We start from the raw sequence: 20,882 nt of genomic DNA, 5'->3' as shown, positions 1-20,882 counted from the left end.
CCCCGGGCGGACCGGGAGCCCGTCGCGCCGCCGCCCGTTCCACGACAGAATGCGATTCTAGTCATCCTGGAGGGGATCCCATGGCCTTTGACATCCCGGCGTCCGTCCGGCCGGTGCGCGACGCCGTGCACGCCTTCATGACCGAGCGCGTCGAGCCCGCCGAGCCGGTGCTGCGACGCGGCGGCGACGAGGCGGCCGCCCTGGTCGCCGACCTGCAGCGCGAGGCCAAGGCCGAGGGCCTGTGGGCGCTCGGCCATCCGAGGGAGCTCGGCGGGGGCGGGCTGCCGTTCCTCGACTACGTCTACGTCAACGAGGTGCAGGGACGCAGCGAGTTCGGGCAGCTCGCGCTCGGGACCTACACGCTGCAGGACTCGCTGATGCTGCACCGGCACGCGGGCGCGGAGCAGCGCGAGCGCTTCCTGGAGCCGCTCGTCCGGGCGGAGATCAACCCGAGCTTCGCGATGACCGAGCCGGGGATCTCCGGATCGGACCCGACGCAGCTGACCACCACCGCGACCCTGGAGGACGGGGAGTGGGTCATCCGGGGTCGCAAGTGGTTCACGACGTTCGCCAACAGGGCGGCGTACACGACCGTGATGTGCCGGACGGAACCGGAGGGCACCTCCCCCTACCTCTCGTTCAGCATGATCCTGGTGCCGACCGACACCCCCGGGTACACGATCGTGCGCGACACGCCCGTCCTGGGGCTGGACGGGGGGCACTGCGAGGTGGTGTACGACGAGGTGCGCGTCCCGGAGGGCAACCTGCTGGGGCCGCGCGGGCACGGGTTCGTGATCGCGCAGGAGCGGCTGGGGCCGGGCCGCATCTTCCACTGCATGCGGTTCCTCGGGCAGGCGCAGCGGGCGTTCGACCTGATGTGCGCGCGGCTGCACGAGCGGACCGCGTTCGGGGAGCCGCTGTACAAGAAGCAGCTGCTCCAGCTGCACGTGTTCGACTCCTACGCCGAGATCCAGTCGGCCAGGCTGCTCACGCTGCAGGCCGCGCACAAGATCGACTCCGGTGGGCACGGCCTCGGGGCCGAGGCGCGGGTGGAGATCGGGGTCGTCAAGGTGGTGGCGGCGCGGATGCTGAACAACGTCGTCGACCGGGCCGTCCAGGTGCACGGGGCGGAGGGCCTCACCGACGACACGCCCCTCGGCCACATGTTCCGGCACGCCCGTGCGGGCCGGATCTTCGACGGCCCGGACGAGGTGCACGTGACGACGACCGCGCGGCGCATCCTGAAGGAGTACGGCAAGGGCGGCAACTGGGAGTTCGGCCTGCGCTGACCGCGATCCTCCCGCGCCCCGCGGGAGGATCGCGGCACGGGCGCCGCCTGTCAAGATCGCCCGGGTGTCCGGAGGCGGCCGGGCGGCGCCGCCTGCGGCTTCGGCGGTGGCCGGTTCGGGCGCGGGACCGCGGCAAATTATTAGGATACTTTCCTATTTATGTCGAACAGACACCTGGCCGTGCCGGCGGCCGCCGCGCTCACCGCCGCCCTCGCGGTGGTGGTCCCGGCGGGCGCGGCGTCGGCGGCCTGCCATCCCGACGCCCGCGACCTCCTGCTGACCTACCAGCCGGTCGACCACACCGTCACCGACGCGCAGTACCACCTCGCGCGGCTGACCGTCGACAACCGCGACCCCCGCTGCGCCCTCGCCGGCGGGTGGGCCCTGTACTTCAACTCCGTCCGGCAGCCCGCCGCCGTCCTCGCGGGCGAGACGGGCGAGACCGCCCGCGGGCGGCTCGCCGCCCAGGGCCTGGCCGTGGCCCGCGCGGACGCGGCGCAGAGCGGCGACCTCTACACGCTCCGGCCGGTGGACGGCTTCCGGGCCGTCGCCCCGGGCGAGCGCCGGGCGGTCGACATCGACATCGAGCTGTGGGCCGTGCACAAGTCCGACGCCCCCGCCGGCTGGACGATCGCCTTCGGCGGCGGCAGGCCGGAATGGGTGCCGGCCAGGTCGCTCCTCGACCCGGCGGACCCGAAGCAGACGACCGCGTTCTCCGGCGACAACCGCCCGGTGGAGTCGGCCGCGACCCGGTACGCCGGGAACACCGCCCCGAAGACGGACCTCACGCTGCGGCAGAGCCTCGTCCCGCAGCCGCTGTCGGCGGCCGCGTCCGGCGGCACGGTCGCGATCGGCGGCGGCTCCGCCGTCTCGGCACCGCGCTCGCTGCGCGGGGAGGAGCGCTACCTGCGCTCCGCGCTGCGCGACGTCGCCGGCGGACGGGGCGCGCCGATCTCCCTGCGCGTCGACCCGGATCTCGACGTCGACCGCGACGGCGAGGCCGACCCGGAGGGCTACACGCTCACCGCGGCCGGCCGGGGCGTCCGGATCACCGGCGCCGACCGCGCCGGCGTGCTGTACGGCATCCAGACGCTGCGGCAGCTCGTCCCCGCCAGCGGTTACGAGGCGGCGGCGCGCGGCCGGCGCCCGGCCACGGTGCGGGTCCCCCGGGCCGAGATCGCCGACGCGCCGCTGTTCGGCTACCGGGGCCTGCACATCGACGTGGGCCGCCACTTCGAGACCGTGGCGACCGTCAAGAAGTTCCTCGACCTGATGAGCTTCACCAAGCTCAACAAGCTGCACTTCGGGCTGACCAACGACGAGGGCTGGCGCCTGCAGATCCCGGGGCTGCCCGAGCTGACGGGCTACGGCTCCAAGCGGGAGTTCGACCTGAGGGAGAAGGCCGCGCTGCACCAGGGCATGGGGTCGGCGAACGACCTCGCACCCGGCGACGGCATCGCCCGGAAGCCGCGTGACGAGACGGAGGCCAACCTGGGGCACCGGCCCGCGTACCAGGGCTTCGAGCAGGGCACGGTCAACTTCGTCGGCAAGGGGAGCGGCTTCTACACGGTCCGGGAGTTCGAGGAGATCCTGCGGTACGCGGCCGAGCGGCACATCGAGGTCGTCCCCGAGCTGAACTTCCCCGCGCACGCCCGCGCCGCCGTCCAGTCGATGGAGCACCGCCACCGCCGGACGCACGACTCCACGTACCGGCTGCTGGATCCGGACGACACCAGCCGGCACGTCAGCGTCCAGTACTACAACGACAACCTCGTCAACCCGTGCCTGGACAGCACCTACAGGTTCCTGGACAAGGTCGTGTCCGAGGTGGCGGAGATGTACGCCAGGGCAGGCGTCCCCTTCGAGCGCCTCAACCTGGGCGGCGACGAGCCGCCCGGTCCGCCGGAGGGCTGGTGGTCGGGATCGCCCGCGTGCCGGCGCGATCCCGAGACGGCGGGAAGATCGGGTGAGGAACTGAAGCGGATGTTCTTCACCCGCTGGAACGGCATCGCGCAGAAGGCCGCGGCCAAGACCGCCGGGTGGGAGGACATCACCGACCCGACGCACTCGTTCCGCCTCAAGAACTTCAGCCCGCTGCCCTGGCAGAACGTATGGGGCTGGGGACGCGAGGACTGGGCGTACCGGTTCGCCAACGAGGGCACGCCGGTGATCCTCGCCCACGCGACCAACCTCTACATGGACCTCGCCTACAACAAGGACCCGGACGAGCCCGGCTACTACTGGGCCGCCTACGTGGACGAGAAGAGCACCTTCACCTACCAGCCGTTCGACGTGTACGCGAACGCGGTCGAGGACCGCTGGGGCAACCCCGTCACACCGAACCCGTCCTGGACGCGGCTCACCCCCGAGGGCCGCGGGAACATCCTCGGCCTGGAGGCCCAGCTGTGGGGCGAGAACGGCAAAACGCCGGAGCTGCGCGAGTACCAGGCGTTCCCCAAGCTGCTCGGCGCCGCCGAGCGCGCCTGGAACCGCGACACCCCGGCACCGGGCGAGATGGAGGCCGCATGGCAGGTCTTCAGCAACACGCTCGGGCAGAAGACGTTCCCGCTCCTGTCGTTCTACCGGCCGGTGGGGCTGCCCGGCAAGGGGGTGAACTACCGCATCCCGCCGCCCGGCGCGCGGATCTCCGGCGGGACGCTGTCGGCGAACGTCCGTAACCCGGGCATGGCCGTCGAGTACTCGACGGACGGCCGGCGCTGGCGGCGGTACGGCGGGCCGGTGCGGGTCGGCGCGTACGCGCTGACGCGCACCCGCGCCGCGGACGGCCGCACCAGCCGCATCTCGCCGGTCGGCGTTCCCACCTGGGAGGACGGCACGTCCTACAGGGCCGGCGCGCTGGTGACCCACCGGGGCGAGCTGTACCGGGCGATCCGTCCGGGCACCGGCCAGGAGCCCGGCGTCACCCGCGGTCACTGGAGCCTCCTCCGGTAACCGCCGGCGCGCAGAAAGCGGCCCGGCCGCCCGTTCACCGGGGCGGCCGGGCCGTTCCGCTCGTTCAGGCGCGCCCGTACTCGTCCTCCAGGCGCTCGATGTCGTCCTCGTCGAAGTGCCCGAAGGCGATCTCCAGGACGCGCACGGCGGGGCCGTCCGACCCCAGGCGGTGCGTGTCGCCGGCGCGGATCAGGACCCGCTCCCCCACCTCGGGCAGGATGCGCCGCCCGGCCACCTCGAACACCGCGCCCGGGTCGAGCGCCACCCACAGCTCGTCGCGGTCGCGGTGCCGCTGCAGGCTGAGCCGCCGGCCGGGCTCCACATGAATGATCTTCACGGTGGACGGCTCGTTCAGCGTGAAGCGCTCGAAGCTCCCCCAGGGGCGCCGTTCGGTCTCCACGGCGGGTTCCGTCTCGGCCCGCTCGGGCCGCACGTCGGCCTGCACGCGCGCGTCGGTCTGCACAGTCACCTCGGGAATCGTGGGTCGGGGGAACGGTCGGGGGAACGCGGGCCGCCGGGCGGCCGCGCCGCGCGGTCACCGGACGCGGCGGCCGGCAGCCCGCGGAGGACGAGGTCGACGAGCCCGTCCACGACGTCCTCCCTCGGGACGTCGTCGCCGTGGTCGAGCCACCAGTCGCCGGCCGTCTGCACCATGCCGACGATCGCGTGGCCCCACACGTACGCGCGGGTCCGGTCCGCCAGCTCGCCGTCGGCGATCATCACCTCGGCCAGTTCCCGGCTCACGTCGCGGATCATCGTGCTCATCGCGCTGTGCGTGGCGGTGTCCTCGGCGCTGGCCCGGTGCATGAGGAAGCGGTAGAGGTTGAGGTTCTTGGAGATCGTCGCCAGGTAGGTGTCGATGGTGGTGCGGGTGCGGTCGCGGATCGGGTCGTCGCGGGAGAACTCCTCCCGGATCCCGTCGATCAGCTTGCGCGTGTGCCGCTCGGCCAGCGCCTGGTAGAGGCCGCTCTTGTCGCCGAAGTGGCGGTAGAGGATCGGCTTGCTGATCCCCGCCTCCGCGGCGATCGCCGCCATCGACGCCTCCGGCCCCTCCCGCTGGATGACCCGGTCGGCGGCCTCGAGCAGGGCGCGGCGGCGCCCGGGATCGCGCCGAGCTCCCGCCGCCCCGCCCCGCTCACGTGTCATGCCCGCAAAGGTATCCGGGGGTGTTACCCGGCGACAACACCGCCTGGCCTGGGCGGAACTCGGGCACCGGTGAGCTTCCCGGCACGCGGCACCGGCGGCTAACGTGATCGGGGTGCGGACGCTCTACTCGGTCCGGCTGGAGGGCCTGGCCGCCAACCCCGCCGCCCCGGCCGACCTGCTGCTGCTGATCCTGGAGCGCGCGGAGCCGCGGATGCGCAACGCGCTGCTGCGCCGCGAGGGCGTGCCGGACGCGGTGTACGAGGCCGCCGCCCGGCATCCCGACCCGCGCACGCGCCGGCTGGTCGCCGCCGCCGGGCACGCGCCGGTCGCGATCCGGGCGGGCCTCGCCGCCGACCCCGATCCCGCCGTCCGCCGGGCGGTGGCGTCGGCGCCCGAGTACCGGGGGGCCGCCGAGCCCCTCCCCCGCGACGTCCTCGCGCGGCTCGCCGCCGACCCCGACGCGCAGGTGCGCGACGCCCTCTGCGGCAACGCGGCCCTGCCCGGCGCCGTCCGGGCCGCGCTCGCCGCCGACCCGGACGCGAAGGTCCGGATGCGCGCGCTGCTGGGCTGGCCGGAGCCGCCCGACGAGGTCGTCGACGCGGCGCTGGAGGACCCGGACCCGGCCGTCCGGCGCCTCGCGATGCGGCTCGCCTGCCACCGCCGTCCCGAGTTCGCCGCGCCGCTGCTCGCCACCGGGCAGGCGTCCGCGGTGTCCACCGTCCCGCTGGACGGCGACCAGGCGCGGGAGCTGTGCCGCGACCCGAGCCCGGCGACCCGCGCCGCCGCCGCCGCGAACCCGCACCTGCCCGCCGACCTGGTCGAGGTCCTCGCCGCCGACCCCGCGCACGAGGTCCGCCTCGCCGTGTCCCTGCGCCCGGAGCTCACCGAGGACCGGCGCGCGGCCATCGACTACCACGTCGGGCCGCACGACCGGCTCCACCCGCCGGAGTGGCTCTGGGCACGCCTGGACGACCTCGGGCTGATGCGCCGCTGCGCCGCGTCCGCGCACGTCGGCCTGCGCCGCTTCGCGGCCTACAGCCCCCACCTGCCGGCCGACGTCGTCGCCCGCCTCGCGGCCGACGACGACTTCGTCGTCCGGCTCCTGCTGTCGGAGCACCACCCCGACCCGCCCGGCGACCTCCTCCTCGCGGTGGCCCTGGAGTCGCCGTTCATCACCCGCCTGGACCGCGTCGGCCACCCCAGCTTCCCGAGCGCGGGCCTCGCGCGCCTCGCCGGCTCGGCCGACCCGGTGGCCCGCGTCCTGGCCCTGCGCGATCCCGCGCTCGGCCCCGGCGCCGTCGAGCGGCTCAGCCGCGACCCCGACCCCGCCGTACGCGCCGCCGCCGCGCGGGACGGCCGCCTCCCCGCGGCCCGCCTCCTGGAACTCCTCGACGACCCCGACGCGGCCGCCGGCGCCGCCCGCAACCCCCACCTCCCCGAGTCCGCCATGAAACGAATCCTCTACGACGTGGCGATCATCTGAAGCTCCGGCGTCCGGCCGTCAGAGCCGATCCGCGTGGCGCGGAGGACGTGCTCCCGTTTCCTGGAATCATCCCCACCTTCTTCGTCAACGGTCGCCGGTGACAAAGTGGCACCGGGGAAGGCCGCGCGCCTCCCCGGTTCCGGATATAGCATTCATGGTCGCGGTCGCTGAAAGTGCGCGGGCTCTTCGCACCCGGTTCAGCCGGCCCGGTGTTTCGCCGACCCATCGGACTCTTTGAGAGGAAGGCCGACGATGACCCAGACGTCACCACCGCCGCGGCAGGACGCCGAGAACTCGCGCGAGGTCGACGCGGTAGTGGTGGGTGCTGGACTGTCCGGCCTCTATATGTTGCACAAGCTGCGCGGTCTCGGCCTGTCCGTGCAGGTCTACGAGAAGGGCGACGGCGTCGGCGGCACGTGGTTCTGGAACCGGTATCCCGGCGCGCGCGTCGACGTGAAGAGCCTGGATTACGCCTACTCGTTCGATCCCGCGCTGGAGCAGGAATGGGAGTGGACGGAGAAGTACCCGGCCCAGGAAGAGCTGCTCAGGTACATCGACCACGTCGCCGACCGGTTCGGCCTGCGACCGCACATCCGGCTCCGGACGCGGGTGACCGAGGCCGCGTTCGACGAGGGCGCCGGGCGCTGGGACGTGCGCACCGACCGCGGCGACCGCGTGTCGGCCCGGTACCTGGTCATGGCGACCGGCTGCCTGTCCACGCCGAGGCTGCCGGACGTGCCGGGCCTGGCGGCCTTCGGCGGCGGGTGGTACCACACGGGGAACTGGCCGGCGGAGGGCGCGGACTTCACCGGGAAACGGGTCGCGGTGATCGGGACGGCGTCCTCGGGCGTGCAGATCATCCCGCTCATCGCCGAGCAGGCCGCGCAATTGACGGTGTTTCAGCGCACGCCCAATTTCGTGATACCCGCCAACAATCATCCGCTCGACCCGGAAACGCAGCGGGCGGTGAAGGCGCGGTACGCGGAGGTGCGCAAGGCGAACCGCGAGTCCGGATTCGGAGTCGCGTTCCCCGAGGCGACCAAAGGGGCGATGGAGGTGCCGGAGCAGGCGCGCACCGCCTACTACCGGAAAGTGTGGTTCGACAAGGACAACAGCCTCGTCAGCCTGCTCAGCGGCTACAACGACCTGATCATCAGCAAGGATTCCAACGACACCATCGCGCAGTTCGTCCGCGACCGGATCGCCGAGGTCGTCGACGATCCCGAGGTCGCCCGGGAATTGCAGCCCAGGGACCACCCGCTGGGGGCCAAACGCCCCTGCCTGGGCACGAACTACTACGAGACCTACAACCTGCCGCACGTCCGCCTGGTGAACGTCCGCAGGACGCCCATCGTCGAGATCACCGCCACGGGCATCCGCACTTCGGAAGAGGAATTCGCGTTCGACGCGGTGGTGTTCGCGACGGGGTTCGACGCGATCACCGGCGCGCTCACGGCCGTCGACATCCGCGGGCGCGACGGGATCCGGCTCACCGAGAAATGGGCGGAGGGCCCGCGCACCTACCTGGGGCTCGCCGTGGCCGGTTTCCCGAACCTGTTCACCATCACCGGCCCCGGCAGCCCCTCCGTGCTCTCCAACATGATGGTCTCCATCGAGCAGCACGTGGAGTGGGTGGGCGACGCGATCGCCGCGATGCGGTCCCGGGGCGAGCGGACGATCGAGGCGACGGCGGAGGCCGAGGACGCCTGGACCCGGCACGTCGACGAGGTCGCCCAGGCCACCCTCTACCCGGCCGCCGACTCCTGGTACATGGGCTCGAACGTGCCGGGCAAGCCCCGGGTGTTCATGCCCTATCCCGGCGGCGTCGGCGTGTACCGGCAGAAGTGCGACGAGGTCGCCGCGTCCGGCTACGAGGGGTTCCGGCTGGCGGGCTGACCCCCGGCCGCCCCGGCCGTCCCGATGCCCCCTGCCGTCGCCGCGGCGGCAGCGGGCATCGTGCTTCCGCGATCGACCGGAGCCGTTGGGTCTTGTGAAAGGTAGTACCTTTGCGGCACCGTGTCCGTACGCGCCCGGGACCTGCCGGGCCGGACCGGTGGCGGAGGCGCCCGTGGAAGCGATCGAACCCCAGTTCGGCACCCTCACCCTGCTGCTGATCGCGGCCGGTGCCGTGGCGGTGCTGCTGTTCCTGATCATGAAGGTGAAGCTGCACGCCTTCATCTCACTCGTCCTGGTGAGCGTGCTGACGGCCGTCGCCGTCGGGTTCGAGCCCGGGGACATCCCCGATGTGCTGATGTTCGGATTCGCCGACACGATCGGGTCGGTGGCGCTGCTGGTCGCGTTCGGCGTCATGCTCGGGCGGCTGCTGGAGGTGACCGGCGGTGCGCAGACGCTCGCGGACACCCTCATCGGCCGGTTCGGCGAGAAGCGGGCGCCGATGGCGCTGGGCGTCGCGTCCCTGCTGTTCGGATTCCCGATCTTCTTCGACGCCGGGCTCGTCATCTTCGTCCCGATCATCCTGACCGTGGCGCGGCGCTTCGGCGGTTCCGTGCTCTACTACGCGCTCCCCGCGGCGGGCGCGTTCGCCGCGATGCACGCGATCGTCCCGCCGCACCCCGGGCCCGTCGCCGCGGCGAACCTGATCGGCGCCAACGTCGGGCTGACGCTGCTCGTCGGCATCCCGGTCGCGGCGGTGGCGTGGTACGTCGGCGTCATGCTGGTCTCCCGGTTCCTCGCCGCCAGGGTCGACGTGCCGGTGTCGGACGTGGTCTTCGGCGAGGTGCAGGACGGCGAGAACGCGGAGGAGCCCGGCTGGAGGCAGCCGTCCTTCGCCACGGTGCTCATGCTGCTGCTCATCCCGCTGGTGCTGATCTCCTTCAACACGGTGCTGTCGACGCTGGTCGAGTCGGAGGTGCTGGCCGAGGGCCAGGACTGGGTCGACTTCCTGAGCCTGATCGGCATCACGCCGGTGGCCCTGCTGATCACGGTCCTCGTCGCGATCCTGGTGCTCGGCCGGCCCAACGCGTCGATGGCCACCGTCAGCAAGATCCTCGACCAGGCCCTCGGCCCGGTGTGCGCCATCATCCTGATCACCGGTGCGGGCGGCATGTTCGGCGGGGTGCTGGAGCTCAGCGGCATCGGTGACGCGCTGAGCGGCAGCCTGTCCGACCTCGGCATCTCCCTGATCCTGCAGGCCTTCATCATCGCGACCCTGCTGCGCGTCGCGCAGGGCTCGGCGACCGTCGCGCTGACCACGACCGGCGGACTGATCGCGGGGGCGGTCGGCGAAGCCGGCCTGAACGACTTCAAGCTCACGCTCCTCGTGATCGCCATCGCGGCCGGCGCGACCGTGCTCTCGCACGTGAACGACTCCGGGTTCTGGCTGGTGAGCCGGCTGTTCGGCATGGACGAGAAGACCACCCTGAAGACCTGGACCGTCATCGAGACGACGCTCGGGCTGACGGTGTTCGCGATCGCCTCGCTGCTGTGGCTGGTCACCTGAGTACGGCCAGGTCAGGACGCGGGGGCGCCGTCCCCGTCGAGCCGGCCCATCTCGTCGGTGACCTCGACGCAGATCGCCGTCATCGCCGCCCTGGCGACCTCGGACTCGCGGCCGGCGACGGCCTCGGCCACCACGAGATGGAGCCGGCGCGCCTCGCGCTTGGGCCGCGGCGGCATCAGCCGGTGCTGCGTGCGCCCGCGCAGCACCTCCTCCACGACGTAGGCGAGGCCCGCGAACATCACGTTCCCCGACGCTTCGAGCAGCAGCCGGTGGTACGCGATGTCGTGTTCGAGGAACGCGGCCAGGTCCCCGGCCTCGCCCGCCTCCTCCAGGGCCGCGCCGAGCTCGACGATCCGGTCCCGCTGGCGGCCGTCCGCGTGCCGGGCGGCCAGCGCGGCGGCCGGCGGTTCGATCGCGGTGCGCAGCTGCGAGAGCTGGTGCAGGTGGACGCCGCGCTCCGGCCCGGCCAGCCGCCACCTGATCACGGCGCGGTCGTAGGAGTCCCACTCGTCCTTCGGCAGCACCGTGACGCCGGTCCGCCGGCGGCTGGCCACCAGCCGCATCGACGCGAGGACCTGCACCACCTCCCGGGCGACGGTGCGCGACACGCCGAACTCCTGCTGCACCCATTCGAGGTTGACCGTCGACCCCGGCGCCAGCTCACCCGAGATGATCAGTGGCCCGAGCCTGGCGAGCACCTCCTCGTGCAGAGTCGACATGGCCGCCAGCGTACCCGCGGACGGAGAATCCCATGATCACAAGCGTCCACGTCGTGGTGATGGGGGTTTCCGGCTGCGGCAAGAGCACGATCGCGCGCCGGCTCCGGGACGGGTTCGGGCTGCGGATGGCCGAGGCCGACGACTTCCACCCGCCCGCGAACATCGCGAAGATGTCCGGCGGCGAAGCGCTGACCGACGACGACAGATGGCCGTGGCTCGAGGCGCTCGCCCGCTGGACGGCCGATCAGCGGGCCGCCGGGACGTCCACGGTCCTCGCCTGCTCGGCCCTCAAGCGCTCCTACCGCGACGTCCTGCGCCGCCCGGTGCCGGACACCTACTTCCTCCACCTGCACGGCGCGGAGGAGCTGCTGCTCCGGCGGATGCGGGGCCGCGACCACTTCATGCCGCCCGCGCTACTGCGCTCCCAGTTCGAGACTCTGGAGCCGCTCCAGCCGGACGAGCACGGCGCGCTGCTGGACGTCGCGCCACCGGTCGACGAGGTCGCCCGGCAGGCCGTGCGCCTCATCCGGCCGCTCCTCCCGGCGGGTTCCGGCGGCACGCGGGACTGAGCCGCCCGGACCCGGTGTGCCCGCGGGCGCGGTTTCGCGGGCACACCGGGCGCTGCGCGGGTCAGGGGCTACCGGACGGAGAGGCCGGTGACGGTGCGGCCGATGACGAGGCGCTGGATCTCGCTGGTGCCCTCGAAGATCGTGAAGATCTTCGCGTCGCGGTGCATGCGCTCCACCGGGTACTCGCGGGTGTAGCCGTTGCCGCCGAGGATCTGGATGGCCTCCTCGGTGACGTTGACCGCCATCTCGCTCGCCATGAGCTTGGCCATCGAGCCCTCGGCGTTCTCGAAGTCCTTGCCGGTGCGGGCCATCCAGGCGGCCCGCCACACCATGAGGCGGGCGGCGTCCAGCCGGCACTTCATGTCGGCGAGCTTGAACGCGATGGCCTGGAAGTCGCCGATCTTGCGGCCGAACTGCTCGCGCTCGCGGGCGTACTGCAGGGCGTAGTCGTAGGCGGCGCGGCCGACGCCGATGGCCATCGCGCCGACCGACGGGCGGGTGGTCTCGAACGTCTTCAGCGCGGCCTGGCCCTTGGAGCTCTTGCCCTCGCGGGCCCGCGCGACGCGCTCGTCGAACCGGTCCTTGCCCCCGATGATGAGGCGGCTCGGGATGCGCACGTCCTCGAGGATCACCTCGGCGGTGTGCGAGGCGCGGATGCCGTGCTTCTTGAACTTCTGGCCCTGCCGCAAGCCCGGCGTGTTCGGCGGGACGATGAAGCTGCCCTGGCCGCGGCTGCCGAGTTCGGGGTGCACGGACGCCACGATGATGTGGACGTCGGCGATGCCGCCGTTGGTGGCCCAGGTCTTGGTGCCGTTCAGGACCCACTCGTCCTTGGCCTCGTCGTAGACGGCGCGCGCGCGGATGGCGCCGACGTCGCTGCCCGCGTCGGGCTCGGAGGAGCAGAACGCGCCGAGCTTGACGTCGTCGGGGGTGCCGAACATCTGCGGCACCCACTCGGCGACCTGCTCCTGGGTGCCCACGGCGGCGACGGACGCGGCGGCGAGCCCGGTCCCCACGATGGACAGCCCGATGCCGGCGTCGCCCCAGAAGATCTCCTCGAACGCCACCGGGATGCCGAGCCCGGTCGGCTCCAGCCACTGCGTGGCGAAGAAGTCGAGCGAGTAGAGGCCGACCTTGGACGCCTCCTGGATCAGCGGCCAGGGCGTCTCCTCGCGTTCGTCCCACTCCTCGGCCGCGGGACGGATGACGTCCCGGGCGAACTCGTGCACCCAGTCCCTGACCTCGCGCACGTCCTCACTGGGCTCCAGCGAGAACGGCGTCGGCTCCGCGCTCGTCATGATTAATAGACCCTCTCTCCAATATCCGTGTTACCAACGGTAGCACCATCTGCCGTTACCAGAGGTAACACGGTGGGCCGAGTCACAGGATTTTCAGCCGCGGCCCGGGGAGAACGACCGTGCGGCGGCGTACCCGGGCACCTCCGCCATCGGGGGCCGCTCCCCCACCGCGACGTCGACGGTGCGGGGGTCGTACCCGTCCGTGCCGCGGCGGATGCGGGTCAGCGCGGTCGCCGGCGCCTCCAGGGGCATCATCCGGCCGTGCCGCTCCAGCCGCGACCAGGCGGTCAGCATGATCTGCCCCGACATCTCGCCGAGCGCCTCGGTCGACTGGTGCGCGTGCACCCGGCGCCCCAGGTCGACCTGCGCGATCGCGTCGAGGCCGGAGTCGTGGTAGACGTCCAGGAGCAGGCCGAGCTCCACGCCGTAGCCGGTGACGAACGGCAGCCGCTCCAGCAGCGCGCGGCGCCCCGCGTACTCGCCGCCGAGCGGCTGCATGACGCCGGCGAGCAGCGGCCAGTGCAGGTTGATCAGGGGCCGCGCGACGAGCTCGGTCACCCGGCCCCCGCCGCCCTCGACGCGCCGGTCCCCCTCGACGAACGGGCGGTCGTAGCAGCCCTTGACGTAGCCGACGGACGGGTCGGCCAGCAGCGGCCCGAGCAGCCCGGTCACGTAGGACGGGGTGAACTCCCGCAGGTCGGCGTCCACGAAGACGACCAGATCACCGGACGTCGCGGCCAGGGACTTCCACAGCGCCTCGCCCTTGCCGGACATCCGGCCTTCCTCCGGCAGGACGGCGTCCTGGGCGACGACCTCGGCGCCCGCCGCGGCGGCCACGGCGGCGGTCCGGTCGCGGGACCGGGAGTCGACCACGACGATCTCGTCCACCAGCGGGATCCGCTCGGCCAGCTCGGTCCGGATCGCCGCCACGATGGCGCCGACCGTCGCCTCCTCGTCGCGCGCGGGCAGCACGACGCTGATCCTGGTGTCGCCCTTGGCGCCGAGGAGCAGGCGCGGCGGCCAGTCCTCCGCCGTGCTCGTGCGGCGGCGCAACCACGACGCGACCTCAGGCAGCACGCGCTCTCCCTCCGTGCGGACCGTCCCGGGACCGGGCGTCCCCCTCACCTATCAGGAACGCCAGATCCTCCCAGATCATTCACCGCCGGGACGGGAGAGAGCAGACCGGCCCGAAGAGTTAACGCGGGGACAACACGGTCGTCATTCGGCGGCGTGCCGGTCCAGGAAGGCGTAGACGTCCGCCTCGTCCACCCCGGGGAAGGCCCCGGGCGGCAGGACCGACAGCACATGCGAGTGCGCGCGGGCCGACGGCCAGGCCATCCCCTCCCAGCGGTCCGACAGCGTCTTCGGGGGACGCTGGCAGCAGTCGCCGTCCGGGCAGGACGACCTGCGCCGCCGGGTCGTCTCCCGCCCGCGGAACCAGCGGGAGTCCTCGAACCGGACGCCCAGCGTGATCGCGAAGTCGCGCTCGTGGCTGGGGTCGATGTGCGACAGGCACCAGTACGTGCCGCGCGGGGTGTCGGTGTACTGGTAGTAGACCGAGAAGCGGTCCTCGGCACCGAACACGTGGCGCCCGGCCCACTCGCGGCACATCCGCTGGCCCTCGATCGCGCCGTCCTCGTCCTGGGGGAACGCCAGGCCGTCGTTGGCGTACGCCTTGTAGATCGTGCCGTTCTCGTCGTTCTTGGTGAAGTGGAGCTGCAGGTCGAGATGGTGGGTCGCGACGTTGGTGAAGCGGTGCGCGGCCATCTCGTAGGAGACGGAGAAGACGTCCGCCAGGTCCTCCACGGACAGCTCCCGCGCCGCCTTCGCCTCCTGCAGGAACGGGACGACGCTGCGCTCGGGCATCAGGATCGCGGCGCCGAAGTAGTTCGCCTCGACGCGCTGGCGCAGGAAGTCGGCGAAGTCGCGCGGCTGGTCGTGGTCCAGCGCGATGTGCCCGAGGGTCTGCAGCAGGATCGTCCGCGGCGTGTGCATGCCGAGCTGCTCGCGCTCCAGGTAGATCCGCCGGTTGCGCAGGTCGGTGACCGACCGCACGGAGCGCGGCAGGTCCTTGACGTACCGGAGGCCGAAGCCGAAGTGGCCGACCAGCGTCATCAGCAGTCCCTGCGACACCGCGCCGCGCCGGTAGCCGACCGCGTCGAGGGTCTGGGACGCGACGGTCTCGATGTCGGCGAAGTGGTTGCCGCGCTCGTGCATCTGGCGGCGCAGCTCGGCGTTGGCCTTGCGCGCCTCCTCGGGGCTCGCGGTCGGCTTGGTCCGGCTGCGCTTCAGCTCCCCGTACAGCGCCAGGATGTGCTCGATCACCTCGTTCGGCATCCGCTTGCCCGCCTTGAGGTGGGACAGCCCGAGCGTCCGGTAGAGCGGGTCGCGCTGCGCCTCCTCCAGCTCGATCTCCAGCTGCGCGCGGCGGCTGGGAGGCTGGCGCCGCAGCAGCTCCTCCACCGGGCACTCCAGCGCGGTGGCGAGCGACTGCAGCAGCGACAGCTTGGGCTCGCGGCGCCCGTTCTCCAGCAGCGACAGCTGGGACGGGGCGCGCCCGACGCGCTCGCCGAGTTCCGCGAGCGTCAGGCCGCGGGTGCGCCGCAGATGCCGGAGCCGCTGCCCGAACGTCACGAGGTCTACGTCACTCGTCAAGTTGAGGGGTTCTTCTGGCCGCAAGGTCGTCACGGGTTCATGGTAGCGGAAATATCGCAGTTCTTCTGTTACTCGCGAGTTCATTAAGGGGTTGCGATCGGGGCATAGTCGATGCAAGCACCCAGGGGACGACACGGAAGGGCTGAGACGATGAGCGACAGTCGCCTCAAGGGCGCAGCCGAAGAGCTGCAGCGTCAGTGGGAGACCGATCCCCGCTGGCAGGGGATCGAGCGGACCTACACGGCGGAGGACGTCGTGCGGATCCGCGGTTCGGTCCAGGAGGAGCACACCCTCGCGCGCCTCGGCGCCGAGCGGCTCTGGAAGCTGCTGCAGGAGGAGGACTACGTCCACTCCCTCGGCGCGCTGACCGGGCTGCAGGCGGTCCAGCAGGTGAAGGCGGGCCTCAAGGCCATCTACCTGTCGGGCTGGCAGGTCGCGGCGGACGCCAACCTCGCGGGCCAGACCTACCCCGACCAGAGCATCTACCCGGCGAACTCGGTCCCGGCCGTCGTGCGCCGCATCAACAACGCGCTCCTGCGCGCCGACCAGGTCCAGTGGGCCGAGGGCGAGGGCGACACCCACTTCCTCGCCCCGATCGTCGCCGACGCGGAGGCCGGCTTCGGCGGCGTGCTGAACGCCTTCGAGCTGATGAAGGGCATGATCGCCGCGGGCGCCGCGGGCGTGCACTGGGAGGACCAGCTGGCCTCCGAGAAGAAGTGCGGCCACCTCGGCGGCAAGGTGCTGATCCCGACCTCGCAGCACATCAAGACCCTCAGCACCGCCCGCCTCGCCGCGGACATCTCCAACGTGCCGTCCCTGATCATCGCGCGGACCGACGCCGAGGCCGCGACACTGATCACGACGGACGTGGACGAGCGCGACCGCGAGTTCATCACCGGCGAGCGCACCGCCGAGGGCTTCTACCGGGTCCGCAACGGCATGGAGCCCTGCATCGCCCGCGCCAAGGCGTACGCGCCGTACTCCGACCTCATCTGGATGGAGACCGGCACCCCGGACCTGGAGCAGGCCCGCAAGTTCGCCGAGGCCGTCAAGGCCGAGTACCCGGACCAGATGCTGGCCTACAACTGCTCGCCGTCCTTCAACTGGAAGGCGCACCTGGACGACGCGACCATCGCCAAGTTCCAGCGGGAGCTCGGCCACATGGGCTTCAAGTTCCAGTTCATCACCCTGGCCGGCTTCCACGCGCTCAACTACGGCATGTTCGACCTGGCGCACGGCTACGCCCGCGAGGGCATGACCGCCTACGTCGACCTGCAGGAGCGCGAGTTCGCCGCGGCCGAGAAGGGCTTCACCGCGGTCAAGCACCAGCGCGAGGCCGGTACCGGCTACTTCGACATGGTGAGCACCGCGATCAACCCGGACTCGTCCACCACCGCCCTGAAGGGCTCGACGGAAGAGGGCCAGTTCCACTGAGCCGCCGGCTCACCCACCGGCCCCACCTTCCGGTCTGATCTCCCCCGGACCCCGGAGGCCCCCGCGTTCCTACACCCGCGGGGGCCTTCTGGCGTCCCGGGGCACCCGGGGCCGGCGCGCGTACCGGAGACCGGACCGCCTCAGCGCCCGTGCCTGGACGGCCCGGGTCCCGGTGACGGCCGGCGTTCCATGGCGGAGTAGAAGTCGGCGTCGGCCGGCTCCCCGTCACGGCGGGAGCTCCAGCGGCGCGGTGCCCACGTCGGCATCAGCAGCGCGAACCCCATCATCGCGAACACGCCGGAGCCGAGCAGCATGCGGAGCCCGAAGTCCATGTCACCGGCCGGCGGCGCCTCCTCCGGCAGGGTGAGGGCGCGCTCCGGGTCGACCAGGAAGTAGGCGGAGAGGCCGAGCAGGGCCAGCGCCGGGATGAGCGAGACCAGCGGCGACGCCCAGCGCGCGACGATGATCACGCCCATCACGAGGCCCACGGCGGCGAGCAGGGCGAACGCCCCGTAGATGCGGGTGCGGTCGGTGATCTCCTGTCCGGTGCCGCTGAAGGACTGGCCGGCCTGGACGTATCCCCAGGCCGCGCCGTACACCAGGGCCGGCGTCAGCAGTACGCCGAGGACGAAGCCGAACGCGTGGCGCACCGGGCATCACTTCCGTTCGCATGGGCCCGCCGAGCGCGGGTAAACCGATGGCGCCTCAATCAGAACATGCATATCAGGCATACCGCAGTAAATCCGTACTGATAACGGGAGTGGCGCTCGCCCGTGACGGCACCAGGGGATATCGGGAGCGCGGCGGCGTGTGAACCTCGGGTCTGAACACGGCGTCCAACACAGCAAGATCGTCACGGGCGTACGGGGGAGGACCCGGATGGTTCAGTTACTCGACCGTGCCGCTGAAACGCGGCTCCGCCGGCCGGACGAAACCCGCACGACACGCCTGGTGGACGGGCTCTCCGACGCCGCCGTCGTGCTCTTCGCGGCCTGGACCGTCGTCTACCATCTCGGCCTGCTGCTCCGGTCGCCCACCTGGGCGCTGCTGCTGGCGTGGCTCGCCGCCGCCGGGGCGCTCGCCGCGCTCTACGCGACCGGCCGCGCGTGGTGGGAGGGCGGCCCGCTCTGGCGGGAGAGGGCGCGGCGGGCCGCACGGCGCCCCAGGCGCTCCCTGGCCGTGGTCGCGGTGGCGGCGGGTGCCGCGGCGGGGACGTGCGCGGGCCTGTACCCGTCCGGTGTCCCGTGGTGGTGCACATGGCTCTGCGGGACGGTGAGCGTCGCCGCCGCGGCGGCCTACCTCCTCCCCCGTCTCGGCGGCCGGAACGGGGCAAACGGCGACGGCCGGGACGGGGACCGCGCGCACGCGGACGAGGGCACCGGGGACGAGGACGCCGGGTACGAGGACGCCGGGTACGAGGACCACGGGGAGGAGCCGGCCCGCAGGGGCACGCCGCTCGCGCTGCTCACCGGGGCCGGGTTCGCCGTCGCCTCCCTGTTCATCGTGAACTCCGACGGCGACGACGCCTACTTCGTCTCGCGCTCGGTCGCGACGGCCGCCACCGGCGAGATCCCCCTCAAGGACGTCATCTTCACCCCCGGCACGGCCGACGAGATCGCGGGCGAGCCGCCGGTCGCCTCGGTCGAGGTCCTCGCCGGGGCCCTCGCGCGGGTGCTCGGCGCCCACGCCGCGTCGTTCCTGTGGTACCTGATGCTGCCCGCGGCCGTCTTCCTCGCCGTCTGGGCGCTCTGGCGGCTGGTCCGGGCGTGGGCGCCGCGCCGCGCCGCGCTCTGCTTCGCCGTGGCGGCGGCCTACCTGCTGCTGAGCGGGACGAACTCGGCCTCGCTCGGCTCGTTCCACCTGCCGCGGATGTGGCAGGGCAAGGCGATGCTGGTGTCGGTGCTGGTGCCGCTGCTGTTCGTCTACCTGACCCGGTGGGCCGAGCGGCGCTCGCGGCGGGACCTCGCGCTGCTCACCGCCGCCGGGATCACCGCGGTCGGGCTGACCTCGTCGGCCGCGTTCGTCGTGCCCCTCGTCGTCGGGGCCGCCGCCGTCCCGCTGCTGGCCGCCGGCCGCGTCCGGACCGGCCTCGCCGCGTGCGCGGCGGCGGCCTACCCGATCGCCGCGGGCCTCGCGGTCATGCTGTTCAACGACGACACGAGCGTGGCCGGCAGGGTCCACGACGCCCCGTCCGCCTACGGGTGGGTCCTGCTGCAGGGGGTGCTGGGCGTGCTCGCCGGGTGCGCGCTGTGGCTGTCGCCCTGGACCGCCCGCCGCGGCGTGCCCGCGCTGATCGCCACCGGGGTCGCAGCGGTGCTGACCGCCCTCGTCCTCCCCGGTGTGCTGCACACGGCCGCGGACCTGTCGGGGGCGGGGCAGGTGCTCTGGCGGACGATGTGGGCCGTGCCCGCGCCGGTGCTGATCGGCCTGCTGGCCACGGTGCGGATTCCCGCCGCGCGGCCGGGCCCCGCCCGCCTGGCCGCCGCCGGCCCGGCGGCCGCGCTCGCCGTGGCGCTGGCCGCGGGCGGGGTTCCGGTGTGGTCGGCGTCCAACGGCTCGGCCGTGGCGGCGCGCCCGTCGTGGAAGATCTCCGGGAAGGCCGCCGGGACCGCGCGGGAGGTGGTCGCGCTCGCGGGACCGGGCGGTCTCGTGCTCATGCCGTCCCGCGTGATGCGGGCCGTGCCGCTGCTGACCGTCGGCACGCACGCCGTGAACCCCAACGGCCACTACCTGCGGAGCCTGCCCGCGCCGCGGCGGTTCGTCGACGACCGCAAGGTGCTGACCGCCGCCGTCCGCGACCCGCGGGGCGGCAAGCCGCGCGCCGCCGAGGTGCGGGCCGCGCTGGAGCGCACCGGGGTGGACGTGGCGTGCGCGTGGCGGCGCGACGAGCGCGCGCTCGAACTGCTGCGGGCCGCCGGGTACGGCGGCGCCCGGCGCGTCGGGCCGCTGAGCTGCCTGGTGCCCCCGGGCCGCTGACCTCCGGGTGCCCGATTCATGGCATTCCGTTTTGAATGCTTTTCTGCGGGCATCGGCGATGCGTTCGATCCGGCGCTTGTTGGAGGAAACAATGTCCACCGCGATATGGGTCGTCATCGCCGTAGTCGTCGTCGCCGCGCTGGTCGCGGTCGTGTACGTGGCCCGGTCCCGGGCGCAGACGCAAAGGCTGAAGCGGCGGTTCGGCCCCGAATACGACCGGGCGGTGCGCAGCGCGGGCGGCCGCGCGGCCGCCGAGCGGGAGCTGCGCTCCCGCGAGCAGCGCCACGAGGAGCTGCGGCTGCAGGAACTCGACCCGGCACGGCGCGAGCAGTACCGCGAGCAGTGGGTCCGCGTCCAGGAACGCTTCGTCGACACGCCCGAGGCGGCGGTGGAGCAGGCCGACGGGCTCGTCACCGTGGTGATGGGCGAGCGTGGCTACCCGACGCACGGCTTCGAGGAGAAGGTCGCCCACCTGTCGGTCGAGCACGGCCGCACCATGGACCACTACCGCCGCGCCCACGCCATCAGCGGGCGGGCGGCGAACGGGGAGGCGTCCACCGAGGACCTGCGGCAGGCCATGCAGCACTACCGCGAGCTGTTCGAGGAACTGCTGTCCGTCCCCGCCGGTGAGCGGCACGGCGGCCCGGCGCCCGCGGCCGACGCGGGCCACCACGACACCGGAACGCGCCACGACACCGGCGCGGCGTCCGGCACGGACCACACCGGCACCGGTCCCGCCACCGGTACGGCCCCCGTGGCCGGGGAGGCGGGGCACGCGGCCGCCGCCGGGCCGGCGGGACGCCGCGACGACCAGGCACCGAGGAGCTGACCCATGGAGCACAGTCGACCCGACCACGCCCCGCCCGCCGGTGGCTCCGCCACCGGCGGGCGGGGCGTGGTC

Annotated in this window: 16 protein-coding genes; 9 read left to right on the top strand and 7 right to left on the bottom strand. The window is 72.8% G+C overall.

Annotated features, from left to right (window positions below):
• Positions 1 to 80 precede the first annotated feature (80 nt).
• Positions 81 to 1,289 carry an acyl-CoA dehydrogenase family protein gene (locus E1289_RS14065; protein ID WP_131980084.1) on the top strand — a complete coding sequence of 403 codons (1,209 nt, stop codon included), beginning with the start codon at positions 81 to 83 and terminating at the stop codon, positions 1,287 to 1,289.
• Between the two features lie 159 nt (positions 1,290 to 1,448).
• Positions 1,449 to 4,241 carry a family 20 glycosylhydrolase gene (locus E1289_RS14060; protein ID WP_131980082.1) on the top strand — a complete coding sequence of 931 codons (2,793 nt, stop codon included), beginning with the start codon at positions 1,449 to 1,451 and terminating at the stop codon, positions 4,239 to 4,241.
• Between the two features lie 64 nt (positions 4,242 to 4,305).
• On the opposite strand, the gene E1289_RS14055 is transcribed toward E1289_RS14060, so the two are convergent.
• Positions 4,306 to 4,710 (bottom strand): phosphomannose isomerase type II C-terminal cupin domain, encoded by a 405-nt coding sequence (locus tag E1289_RS14055; protein WP_243712818.1) that lies wholly within the window; start codon positions 4,708 to 4,710, stop codon positions 4,306 to 4,308.
• Positions 4,707 to 5,387: a TetR family transcriptional regulator gene (locus tag E1289_RS14050; RefSeq protein WP_131980080.1), complete on the bottom strand. Its 681-nt coding sequence runs from the start codon at positions 5,385 to 5,387 to the stop codon at positions 4,707 to 4,709. The genes E1289_RS14055 and E1289_RS14050 overlap by 4 nt, the downstream gene beginning before the upstream one ends.
• A gap of 112 nt (positions 5,388 to 5,499) precedes the next feature.
• Here E1289_RS14050 and E1289_RS14045 point away from each other — a divergent pair, with 112 nt between their 5' ends.
• The 3 genes from E1289_RS14045 (at position 5,500) to E1289_RS14035 (ending at position 10,330) form a co-directional block, all read left to right on the top strand.
• Positions 5,500 to 6,870, top strand: coding sequence for an LRV domain-containing protein (locus tag E1289_RS14045; RefSeq protein WP_131980078.1), 1,371 nt, complete (start codon positions 5,500 to 5,502; stop codon positions 6,868 to 6,870).
• 252 nt (positions 6,871 to 7,122) lie between these two features.
• Positions 7,123 to 8,766, top strand: coding sequence for an NAD(P)/FAD-dependent oxidoreductase (locus E1289_RS14040; protein ID WP_131980076.1), 1,644 nt, complete (start codon positions 7,123 to 7,125; stop codon positions 8,764 to 8,766).
• 172 nt (positions 8,767 to 8,938) lie between these two features.
• Positions 8,939 to 10,330, top strand: coding sequence for a GntP family permease (locus tag E1289_RS14035; RefSeq protein ID WP_131980074.1), 1,392 nt, complete (start codon positions 8,939 to 8,941; stop codon positions 10,328 to 10,330).
• Between the two features lie 11 nt (positions 10,331 to 10,341).
• On the opposite strand, the gene E1289_RS14030 is transcribed toward E1289_RS14035, so the two are convergent.
• Positions 10,342 to 11,049, bottom strand: a complete 708-nt coding sequence (locus tag E1289_RS14030) for an FCD domain-containing protein (protein ID WP_131980072.1) — start codon at positions 11,047 to 11,049, stop codon at positions 10,342 to 10,344.
• Positions 11,050 to 11,081: 32 nt separating this feature from the next.
• On the opposite strand from E1289_RS14030, the gene E1289_RS14025 reads away from it, so the two are divergent.
• Positions 11,082 to 11,618, top strand: a complete 537-nt coding sequence (locus E1289_RS14025; protein WP_131980070.1) for a gluconokinase — start codon at positions 11,082 to 11,084, stop codon at positions 11,616 to 11,618.
• A gap of 68 nt (positions 11,619 to 11,686) precedes the next feature.
• Here the strand turns inward: E1289_RS14025 and E1289_RS14020 are convergent, their stop codons facing one another.
• The 3 genes from E1289_RS14020 to E1289_RS14010 all read right to left on the bottom strand — a co-directional run bounded on the left by E1289_RS14020 (position 11,687) and on the right by E1289_RS14010 (position 15,571).
• Entirely contained in the window at positions 11,687 to 12,916 is a 1,230-nt protein-coding gene (locus E1289_RS14020) for an acyl-CoA dehydrogenase family protein (protein WP_131980068.1), read from the bottom strand.
• Between the two features lie 93 nt (positions 12,917 to 13,009).
• Positions 13,010 to 13,993, bottom strand: a complete 984-nt coding sequence (locus E1289_RS14015) for a glucosyl-3-phosphoglycerate synthase (protein ID WP_131980066.1) — start codon at positions 13,991 to 13,993, stop codon at positions 13,010 to 13,012.
• Positions 13,994 to 14,134: 141 nt separating this feature from the next.
• On the bottom strand, positions 14,135 to 15,571 hold the full coding sequence (locus E1289_RS14010) for a helix-turn-helix domain-containing protein (protein WP_131980064.1): 1,437 nt from the start codon (positions 15,569 to 15,571) through the stop codon (positions 14,135 to 14,137).
• A gap of 150 nt (positions 15,572 to 15,721) precedes the next feature.
• Between E1289_RS14010 and aceA the strand changes: the two genes are divergently transcribed.
• Complete coding sequence (gene aceA / locus E1289_RS14005) at positions 15,722 to 17,005, top strand: isocitrate lyase (protein WP_131980062.1); 1,284 nt, start codon at positions 15,722 to 15,724, stop codon at positions 17,003 to 17,005.
• Positions 17,006 to 17,145: 140 nt separating this feature from the next.
• Here the strand turns inward: aceA and E1289_RS14000 are convergent, their stop codons facing one another.
• A complete protein-coding gene (locus E1289_RS14000; protein WP_207928957.1) occupies positions 17,146 to 17,655 on the bottom strand; it encodes a hypothetical protein in 510 nt (169 codons plus the stop codon).
• Positions 17,656 to 17,884: 229 nt separating this feature from the next.
• On the opposite strand from E1289_RS14000, the gene E1289_RS13995 reads away from it, so the two are divergent.
• The gene (locus E1289_RS13995) at positions 17,885 to 19,981 is read left to right on the top strand and encodes a DUF6077 domain-containing protein (protein WP_131980060.1); all 2,097 of its coding nucleotides are present in this window, start codon (positions 17,885 to 17,887) and stop codon (positions 19,979 to 19,981) included.
• A gap of 91 nt (positions 19,982 to 20,072) precedes the next feature.
• Positions 20,073 to 20,810 carry a hypothetical protein gene (locus tag E1289_RS13990; protein ID WP_207928956.1) on the top strand — a complete coding sequence of 246 codons (738 nt, stop codon included), beginning with the start codon at positions 20,073 to 20,075 and terminating at the stop codon, positions 20,808 to 20,810.
• Positions 20,811 to 20,882 lie beyond the last annotated feature (72 nt).

Source organism: Actinomadura sp. 6K520 (genome assembly GCF_004349245.1).
Taxonomy (GTDB): domain Bacteria; phylum Actinomycetota; class Actinomycetes; order Streptosporangiales; family Streptosporangiaceae; genus Spirillospora.
The sequence above is the reverse complement of the archived record's forward strand: the minus strand, read 5'-3'. Positions and strand labels throughout refer to the sequence as shown.

Coding starts and splice junctions, on each gene's coding strand:
- aceA (WP_131980062.1), top strand. CDS start 15,722: ATGAGCGACAGTCGCCTCAAGGGCGCAGCCGAAGAGCTGCAGCGTCAG.
- E1289_RS14065 (WP_131980084.1), top strand. CDS start 81: ATGGCCTTTGACATCCCGGCGTCCGTCCGGCCGGTGCGCGACGCCGTG.
- E1289_RS14040 (WP_131980076.1), top strand. CDS start 7,123: ATGACCCAGACGTCACCACCGCCGCGGCAGGACGCCGAGAACTCGCGC.
- E1289_RS14020 (WP_131980068.1), bottom strand. CDS start 12,916: ATGACGAGCGCGGAGCCGACGCCGTTCTCGCTGGAGCCCAGTGAGGAC.
- E1289_RS13995 (WP_131980060.1), top strand. CDS start 17,885: ATGGTTCAGTTACTCGACCGTGCCGCTGAAACGCGGCTCCGCCGGCCG.
- E1289_RS13990 (WP_207928956.1), top strand. CDS start 20,073: ATGTCCACCGCGATATGGGTCGTCATCGCCGTAGTCGTCGTCGCCGCG.
- E1289_RS14030 (WP_131980072.1), bottom strand. CDS start 11,049: ATGTCGACTCTGCACGAGGAGGTGCTCGCCAGGCTCGGGCCACTGATC.
- E1289_RS14060 (WP_131980082.1), top strand. CDS start 1,449: ATGTCGAACAGACACCTGGCCGTGCCGGCGGCCGCCGCGCTCACCGCC.
- E1289_RS14050 (WP_131980080.1), bottom strand. CDS start 5,387: ATGACACGTGAGCGGGGCGGGGCGGCGGGAGCTCGGCGCGATCCCGGG.
- E1289_RS14025 (WP_131980070.1), top strand. CDS start 11,082: ATGATCACAAGCGTCCACGTCGTGGTGATGGGGGTTTCCGGCTGCGGC.